9 protein-coding genes are annotated in these 7,445 nt (G+C 63.7%); 3 read left to right on the top strand and 6 right to left on the bottom strand.

Annotated features, from left to right (window positions below; all coding sequences use genetic code 11):
* The coding region (locus tag N5D48_RS11345) for a sodium:solute symporter (RefSeq protein ID WP_279884151.1) at positions 1-1,364 on the top strand (1,364 nt) is incomplete at its 5' end.
* 114 nt (positions 1,365-1,478) lie between these two features.
* On the opposite strand, the gene N5D48_RS11340 is transcribed toward N5D48_RS11345, so the two are convergent.
* The gene (locus N5D48_RS11340) at positions 1,479-1,607 is read right to left on the bottom strand and encodes a PA1414 family protein (RefSeq protein ID WP_256206021.1); all 129 of its coding nucleotides are present in this window, start codon (positions 1,605-1,607) and stop codon (positions 1,479-1,481) included.
* A 124-nt stretch (positions 1,608-1,731) separates the two neighbouring features.
* A complete protein-coding gene (locus N5D48_RS11335; RefSeq protein ID WP_279884149.1) occupies positions 1,732-2,625 on the bottom strand; it encodes a LysR family transcriptional regulator in 894 nt (297 codons plus the stop codon).
* Positions 2,626-2,731: 106 nt separating this feature from the next.
* On the opposite strand from N5D48_RS11335, the gene N5D48_RS11330 reads away from it, so the two are divergent.
* Positions 2,732-3,958, top strand: coding sequence for an MFS transporter (locus tag N5D48_RS11330; RefSeq protein ID WP_279884147.1), 1,227 nt, complete (start codon positions 2,732-2,734; stop codon positions 3,956-3,958).
* Here the strand turns inward: N5D48_RS11330 and N5D48_RS11325 are convergent.
* Positions 3,909-4,835, bottom strand: coding sequence for a DMT family transporter (locus N5D48_RS11325; protein WP_279884145.1), 927 nt, complete (start codon positions 4,833-4,835; stop codon positions 3,909-3,911). The genes N5D48_RS11330 and N5D48_RS11325 overlap by 50 nt on opposite strands.
* Before the next feature lie 198 nt (positions 4,836-5,033).
* Between N5D48_RS11325 and N5D48_RS11320 the strand changes: the two genes are divergently transcribed.
* Positions 5,034-5,303 (top strand): hypothetical protein, encoded by a 270-nt coding sequence (locus N5D48_RS11320; protein WP_279884143.1) that lies wholly within the window; start codon positions 5,034-5,036, stop codon positions 5,301-5,303.
* Between the two features lie 12 nt (positions 5,304-5,315).
* Here N5D48_RS11320 and N5D48_RS11315 read toward each other — a convergent pair whose 3' ends face one another.
* The 3 genes from N5D48_RS11315 to N5D48_RS11305 form a co-directional block, all read right to left on the bottom strand.
* Entirely contained in the window at positions 5,316-5,546 is a 231-nt protein-coding gene (locus tag N5D48_RS11315; RefSeq protein ID WP_279884141.1) for a BrnA antitoxin family protein, read from the bottom strand.
* Complete coding sequence (locus tag N5D48_RS11310; RefSeq protein WP_279884139.1) at positions 5,521-5,802, bottom strand: BrnT family toxin; 282 nt, start codon at positions 5,800-5,802, stop codon at positions 5,521-5,523. Before N5D48_RS11310 ends, N5D48_RS11315 begins: the two co-directional genes overlap by 26 nt.
* A gap of 186 nt (positions 5,803-5,988) precedes the next feature.
* Positions 5,989-7,314 (bottom strand): DEAD/DEAH box helicase, encoded by a 1,326-nt coding sequence (locus N5D48_RS11305; protein ID WP_279884137.1) that lies wholly within the window; start codon positions 7,312-7,314, stop codon positions 5,989-5,991.
* Positions 7,315-7,445 lie beyond the last annotated feature (131 nt).

Below are 7,445 nucleotides of genomic sequence, written 5' to 3'. Positions count from 1 at the left end.
TCGTTGTACTGATCTATGCCGCCGGCATGCTCGGACTTGGCTGGTACGGCATGCGGCGCGCGAAGACCCACGAAGACTATCTGGTGGCCGGGCGCAACCTCGGCCCGACCCTGTACATGGGCACCATGGCCACCACCGTGCTCGGCGGCGCCTCCACCGTCGGCACCGTGCGCCTGGGCTACGTTCACGGCATCTCCGGTTTCTGGCTGTGCGCCGCGCTGGGCCTGGGCATCATCGCGCTGAACCTGTTCCTGGCCAAGCCGCTGCTGCGCCTGAAGATCTTCACCGTCACCCAGGTACTGGAGCGTCGCTACAACCCGATGGCCCGCCAGGCCAGCGCGGCGATCATGCTCGCCTACGCCCTGATGATCGCGGTCACCTCGACCCTGGCCATGGGCACCGTGCTGCAGGTCCTGCTCGACGTGCCGTTCTGGATGGCCCTGCTGTTCGGTGGTGGCGTGGTAGTGGTGTACTCGACCATCGGCGGCATGTGGTCACTGACCCTGACCGACATCGTCCAGTTCGTCATCAAGACCGTGGGCCTGATGTTCATCCTGCTGCCAGTGTGCCTGTACAAGGCCGGTGGCTGGGATGCCCTGGTGGCCAAGTTGCCAGCGGCCAGCTTCAGCTGGACCACCATCGGCTGGGACACCATCATCACCTACTTCCTGATCTACTTCTTCGGCATCCTGATCGGCCAGGACATCTGGCAGCGGGTGTTCACCGCTCGTGACGAGAAGGTCTGCAAGCGCGCCGGTACCACCGCCGGTATCTACTGCGTGCTGTATGGCCTGGCCTGCGCGCTGATCGGCATGGCCGCTCATGTGCTGATGCCTGACCTGGCGAACCCGAACAACGCCTTCGCCGAGATGATCAAGGGGCAGCTGCCCGAAGGCATCCGCGGCCTGCTGATGGCCGCCGCCCTGGCCGCGATGATGTCCACCGCCAGCGCGGGTCTGCTGGCCGCCTCGACCACGCTCACCGAAGACCTGCTGCCCAAGCTGCGTGGCGGCAAGCAGTCGAGCCTGGGCATCAACCGCCTGTTCACCCTGATCACCGGCCTGGTGGTGCTGGGCATCGCCCTGGCGGTGAACGATGTGATCAGTGCCCTGACCCTGGCCTACAACCTGCTGGTAGGCGGCATGCTGATCCCGCTGATCGGTGCGATCTTCTGGAAGCGCGCAACCACCGCCGGCGCCCTCGCCAGCATGTCCCTGGGCTTTGCCACCGCACTGTTCTTCATGTTCAAGGATGGCCTGGACGCCAACTCGCCGATCTACTACAGCCTGGCGATCGGCCTGGTCAGCTTCGTGGTGGTCAGCCTGGCCTCGCGCAAACCGGTCAGCGCGGTGAACCTGGCCTGAGGCCAGATGCCCCACGCCAAACCTTGTAGGAGCGGCACAAGGCCGCTCCTACAGCGATCGTCAAAACGCAAAAGGCCGCCGCATCATGCAGATGCGGCGGCCTTTTGTCGGTTGTCAGCGCCGACGCGGCTGGCGCTTGCGCTGTTCTTCGTCGGTAGGAATCGGCACCGGCTGTAGGGGTGGCGGGAGCAAGCCCAAGGCGACGGCTAGGTCGTGGAGCCAGTTGTACATGCGTTCGTTCATATTGCCCCCTTGACGGGTCAGCCTCACGGTCAATCAATCCTGCGATGCGTCATACAGATCATAGTCCGATGTCCTGTATTGCGCATGCCTCTGCTCTTACAGATAGGGGCGATTTTGACCCGGATCAAGCCGAGGCGGCAGCTTCCGACGGCCGGTTAATCGTTTCGCTTTGTTGCAGGTCGATCCACGCCTGCAGATTCGCCCCGCGCATGCCCTGTCGCCACATCAGCCAGGTGGTGGCCTGATCGAACGGTGCCTGCAAACGGTGCGCCATTACCCGATCACGCCCTGGCAAGCTGTCGAGCATCGATTGCGCCATCATCGCCACGCCGGCACCGGCGATCACGCAGGCCAGCATGCTCTGGTACGACTCGATCTCCATCACCCGCACCATCGGCGTATGGGCATGGGCATACCAGGCTTCCAGACGCATGCGATACGAACACCCCTGGCGGAAGGTGAACACGGCCTTGCCGGCGACGTCCCGGGCACTGCGCACGGCTGGATGCTCGGGACTGGTGATCAGCACCAGTTCCTCTTCGCACAGGGGCACGCCGTCCAGGCCGGCCAGGCTCAATGGCCCGTCCACCAGTGCTGCATCCAACTTGTGCCCGAGCAGACCTTCGAGCAGGTCCCGACTGGGCGCCGCCTGGACCTGCAGGTTCACCGCCGGGTAAGCCTGATGGTAGCGCGCCAGCAAGGGCGGCAAATGAATGGCCGCAGTGCTGTACATGGTGCCCAGCACGAAATCGCCAGCCGGTTGCCCGCCCTGCACCGCCGCCACGGCTTCGTCGCGCAAGGCCGACAGGCGATTGGCATAGTCCAGCAGGACCTTGCCGGCCGGCGATAGCTGCAAACGTTGACGCTCGCGCAGGAACAGCTCTACGCCCAGCTGTTCTTCGAGCTGGCGCAGACGAGTCGACAGGTTCGATGGCACCCGATGCAGGCGCTCGGCGGCGCGGGTCACCGAGCCCTCCTCAGCAACGGCCTGAAAGATACGCAACTGGCTGAATTCCACATCGTTCTCCAAAACAGAATAACTTGATCATCATTATTCAATTTTGTTGAAAGTCAATCCGCCCTACCCTGCCAGCCATCGCATCCCTTCGTACAGGAGACTTTCCATGTCGCCCATCGTGCAACTGCTGGCCAGCGCCGTGGCGCTGATGATGGCCATGGGTATCGGCCGCTTCGCCCTCACCCCGCAATTGCCCCGGCTGATTGCCGAGGGCCAGCTGGACCTGACCGCCGGCGGCCTGATCGCTGCCGCCAACTACCTGGGCTACTTCCTCGGCGCCGTCGACGCCATGCACGCTCGCCAGCCGGCCCAGGTGCGCCTGCGTCTGCATGGCGGCCTGTGGCTATGCGTGCTGTTGACCCTCGCGTCCTGGGCGGCCAATGGGTTCTGGGGCCACTTGCTGCTGCGCTTTGGCACCGGCGTGGCCAGTGCCTGGGTCCTGGTGATGATCGCCAGCCTCAGCCAGCAACTGGCCAGTGCCCACGGCCACCAGCGCCTGGGCGCCATGGTGTTCGCCGGGCCCGGCGTCGGTATCGCGGTGACCGGCGTGCTGGCACTGGGCGCACATCTGCTGGAGCTGGATTCGGCGGCCCTGTGGCTGGTCTACGGCGTGGCGGCGCTGGTGATGCTCCTGGTCGTGCTGCCATGGCTGCCAAGGGCCGTGCAGCCTGCTGCCGGCGTGGCTACCGGTGCCGACCAGGGGCGTGGCCACGGCATCGGTCGGCTGGGCCTGGTCTATGGGCTCTACGGGATCGGCTACATCCTGCCAGCCACCTTTCTGTCGCAGATGGCCAGCCAGCACTTTCACGGACAATGGCTGGCGGACTTGTTCTGGCCAGCGTTCGGCCTGGCATCGGCGCTGGGAGTGGTGATCGTCAGCCTGCGCCGGCCAGGGCAAACCTCGCGCTGGCTCGCCGCGACGCTCTGGCTGCAAGGGGTGGGCGTGCTGGCCTGCCTGCTGGGTGGCGGCGCCGGCCTGGCACTGGGGGTGTTGTTGTGCGGCGGGCCGTTCCTGGCCTGCATGCAACTGGTGATGCAACGCTCGCGAGAGCTGGCGCCCCATGCCACGCAGCGCAATGCCGGGCTGTTGACCGCGTGCTTCGCCCTTGGACAGCTGAGTGGGCCGTTGCTGGCGGCCTCGAGCAGCCATTTCAGTGGCGGGCTGCAGCCAGCGTTGCTGCTGGCAGCAGCCGGGATGGGGCTGGCCGGCGTGCTGGTCGCAGGCTTCTCGCGCTCGCAACCCTGCGCCAGCCTGAGGCAGGCTGATGGGGTCGGCCGAACGCTTAACCCAGCACCCTGCGCAATTGCTGACGCACCCAGGCTTCGGCACTGACCATGATCACGCCAAGCAGCACCATCACTGCCCCGATCACAAAGTTCAGGCTCAATGGTTCGTCCAGCAACAGCACGCCAAACGTCACGCCGAACAACGGCGTGATGAACGAAAACACCGCCAGATTGGACGCCAGGTACTTGCGCAGCAGCCAGAACCAGGTCAGGTAGCTGACGAACGACACCATGATGCCCTGGAACAACACGCTGCCTACCGCCAGCGGCGTGAACGAGAAGTCGCCGATCTGCCCGCTCACCAGGGCCATCAGCACCAGCCCGGCAAACCCCACCGCAAGCTGGTAGAACAGGGTCAGGGTCGCCGGCGCCTCCGACAGTCGCGAGCCGCGCACCACCACGGTGGTCGCCCCCCAGGCCAGGCCCGCCAGGATCGCCAGGGCATCGCCCAGCAACATGCGCCCGTCCAGATGCTCGAGCGAAACGCCGCCAGCGAAGGCCAGGGCGATTCCGCCGAACGCCAGCAGGATGCCCAGCCACTGCAACCACCGCAGCCGCTCGCTGGGCATCATGAAATGCAGCCCCAACGCGGTGAAGATCGGCGCGGTGTAGAGAAACACCGACATGTGCGCCGCCGAGGTCAGCTTCAGCCCCTCGGCGATGAACAGGAACTCCACACCGAACAATCCGCCAGCCAGCAACCCGGCACGCCAGGTGCTACCCACCTGGCCCCAGCCACCTCGCCAGCAGATCAACAGCCCCACCAGCACAGCGGCGATGCCATTGCGAAATGCCGCCTGCATCACCGGCGCGATGTCCACCGCGGCCGACTTGATCAATACCTGCTGGCAACCCCAGATCAGGCATAGCCCCAGCATGATCTGGAACGCGAACGCATCGGGGTTCTTGCGGGCCGCGGTCATGAGCGCCCCCTGTGCTGGATGAATGTCATGGGCAAGGCTCGGCAGTGAAAATGGATCCAGATTATCGGGTGCCCGGCGTTGCCGATGCCAGCCTAAATTTTTCCGTTGGCACTGCGTGCTCGACTCGATGACAACCGACTGAACTTCCCGGCATCGGACTCACTCCACCGGGCAGGCACATCACCGGAGGGAAACAGCATGAAACCACTGCTGACCATCATCTGTGCGACCAGCCTGCTCTGCGCCCTGCCCGCCTGGGCATGCACACCGGAGCAAGCCACGCAGAAAAGAGAGGAATTGGCCGGGCTGGTCAGCCGCCTGACCGAGCAGAATCCACAGAAGGCCAAGGAAATAAACGACGAGCTCCAGCACATGCAGCTCGGGACAGCCAGCAAGGACCTGCCGGACAAATGCCAGCTGATCGACAAGCGAATCGAGGAGCTGAAGGAAGCGGAGAAAAAAACCTGAAGCTGCTCAGGTTCAGCGGCGCTGCTGGGCGAGCATGTACTGGCGCAGCAACTGGTTGATACGGGTCTGATAACCGGCGCCCTGCCCCTTGAACCACTCGAGGACATCGGCATCCAGGCGGATGGTTACCGCCTGCTTGGCGGGTACCCGCAGCTCGGCACGACGGAAGAAGTCATCGTCGAGTTCGGGAATATCCGACGTATCGACAGTCTGTTGCTCAGGGTGTCTGGACGGTTTCGACATAGCGCATCACCTCGCGTCGGGTAGCTCTTCTGGCAGAGATGATGCGGATCACCTCACCCTGCCGTTCGGTATAGGCAACCACGCTGACCCAGGCATTGATCCATCCCATGCTGATCCAGCGCGCTTCCTCGTAATCGAACCGCTCGTCCTGTAACGCCAGCATCGGGTGCCGGAACATCTCGGGCACATCATTGAAATCGACGCCGTGCTTGCGAATGTTGAGCAGGTTCTTTTCCGCGTCCCATTCAAAGCGCATGGGACACCTCGTATTGACAGCTGTACATACGCTACTCCTCCTTCGTGAATCACGCTAGAGGGAGTGTGGGGGGCGGGCGGCAAAATGCGCGGGGCAAAACGCGCTTTGGGAAACAGGCTACGAGCCTTGGGGAAAACGGTGAAACAACCCGCCACCCTTGCGGTGGCGGGCTTGCAGCACGAAAGCTTACTCAGCCGCTGGCTTGCGCTTTTTCAGCGGTGCCAGGCCGTCGGAGCTGGCCAGAGGAGCATTGGCCTTCGGCTTGGCGGTAGGCTTTTTCTTGGCCGCGCCCTTCTTGTCGGCACCGGCCTTCTTCTCGACTTTTTTCTTCTTGCTGCCGGCCGCCTTGCCCGAGGCCTTGACCTTCTTCGGTCCGCTATAAGTGCCCTTGACCTCCTTGATGACGCGGCGCTCGAACTGCTGCTTGAGGTAGCGCTCGATGCTCGACATCAGGTTCCAGTCGTTGTGGGTGATCAGCGAGATCGCCAGGCCTTCGCCGCCGGCACGGCCGGTGCGACCGATACGGTGCACGTACTCGTCACCGCTGCGTGGCATGTCGAAGTTGATCACCAGGTCCAGGCCATCAATGTCCAGGCCACGGGCCGCGACATCGGTGGCCACCAGGACCTTGGAGCCGCCATCCTTGAAGCGGTCGATGGCCAGCTTGCGGTCCTTCTGGTCCTTCTCGCCGTGCAGAACGAATGCCTTGACCTCCTTGGCCACCAGGTGGCCGTAGATACGGTCGGCCAGGGCACGGGTGTTGGTGAAAATGATTGCCTTCTGGTAGGTCTCGTTGGCCAGCAGCCACTGCACGATCTGCTCTTTGTGCTGGTCGTGGTCGGCGGTGATGATCTGCTGGCGGGTGCCTTCGGCCAGTTGCGAGACACTGTTGAGCATCAGGTGCTCAGGGTCCTTGAGCACTTTACCGATGATATCGCGCAGGGCCGCACCGCCCGTGGTAGCCGAGAACAGCAGGGTCTGCTTGCGGTTCTCGCACTCCTTGCACAGGCGCTCCATGTCTTCGGCAAAGCCCATGTCGAGCATGCGATCGGCTTCGTCGAGGATCAGCACCTCCACGTGCGACAGGTCCAGGTTGCCGGCATTGAGCTGCTCGAGCAGACGACCGGGGGTGCCGATCAGCACGTCCGGCACCTTGCGCAGCATGGCGGCCTGTTCCTTGAAGTCTTCACCGCCGGTGACCAGGCCCGACTTGATGTAGGTGAACTGGGAGAACAGTTGCACCTGCTTGAGGGTCTGCTGGGCCAGCTCGCGGGTCGGCAACAGGATCAGCGCACGAATCTCCACGCTCGGGCCGCTGCGGTCGACCAGGCGGTTGAGCAGCGGCAGCACGAACGCGGCGGTCTTGCCACTGCCGGTCTGCGCCGTCACCCGCAGGTCACGCCCTTGCAGGGCCAGGGGAATGGCCGCTGCCTGCACCGGCGTCGGCTCGACAAATTTCAGCTCGGCCACGGCTTTGAGCAGGCGTTCGTGCAGGGCGAATTGGGAAAACACGGGGGTAACCTCGGGCAAGTGCGAAAAATTCAAGTTGCATAGGGTAACGTTTTCCGTGGCCAGAACCGAATTTCTTTTGGCAACTTTGCACCGATCCACGCTCTAATGCCGCTTCGTACCGCAACACAGAC

The organism is Pseudomonas sp. GD03858 (assembly GCF_029840925.1).
Classification (GTDB): Bacteria; Pseudomonadota; Gammaproteobacteria; order Pseudomonadales; family Pseudomonadaceae; genus Aquipseudomonas.
The sequence above is the reverse complement of the archived record's forward strand: the minus strand, read 5'-3'. Positions and strand labels throughout refer to the sequence as shown.